Consider the following 708-nt stretch of genomic DNA (forward strand, 5'->3'; position numbering starts at 1 on the left):
GTGACCTGTCTGAGGGATTCCGTCGACTCGTTTGAGGGATTGCTTCCGTATCCAACCGATCGCACGACGTCCCCGAGGCCCGGGGCGGCTCCAGTGAGAATGCCACCGAAGACGCCAAGTAGGTCGTTCCAGAGCATTTGTCCGAATGAAGCTGTGAGGGGCGCCCCTCACAGCTTTCCATTCTCTCCAATGTCCATTCAAGTTCGCGCTGCTCGGTCAAAAAGAAGTCCCCTGTCTGACAAATGATCAAACGTCCGGGGCGCAGGCCAGTGGCGTGTACCCGGGGATCCCCTTCCCTTGGTTTCCATGGGCGCAGGTGAAAGCGCAGTTCCATTGCGGACACGTCCTGCGTCTCACCTTCGCATCCGGTTTCTGGATCAGCTGTTCGGTCCCCTCTGCTGCGCAGCTTCGCAAGTCCACTTCGTTTCGGTGATTCCACTCCTGTTCGTCACGGCTTTTGCTGCTCGCTCCGCTCGGGGCCAACCAATACCCTCGGCTGTCTGCACCGCGCCAGCGCTTTCGGTGAGGCGCTGGCCTTTGTCATGCGTCAGGAGCGCGGAGGACACTGAACGTGACGGCCCGGCAGGGGCTCACCATGAGGTCAAGGACCCGGAGGGCATCCCCCCGACGTCACGCAGCGCGCAGACAACCAGCCTCAGACCAGGCTGGAAGGACGAGGCCAGGTCAACCTTCCTGAGGATCAAAGCG

This window comes from Deinococcus hopiensis KR-140, from assembly GCF_900176165.1.
Classification (GTDB): domain Bacteria; phylum Deinococcota; class Deinococci; order Deinococcales; family Deinococcaceae; genus Deinococcus; species Deinococcus hopiensis.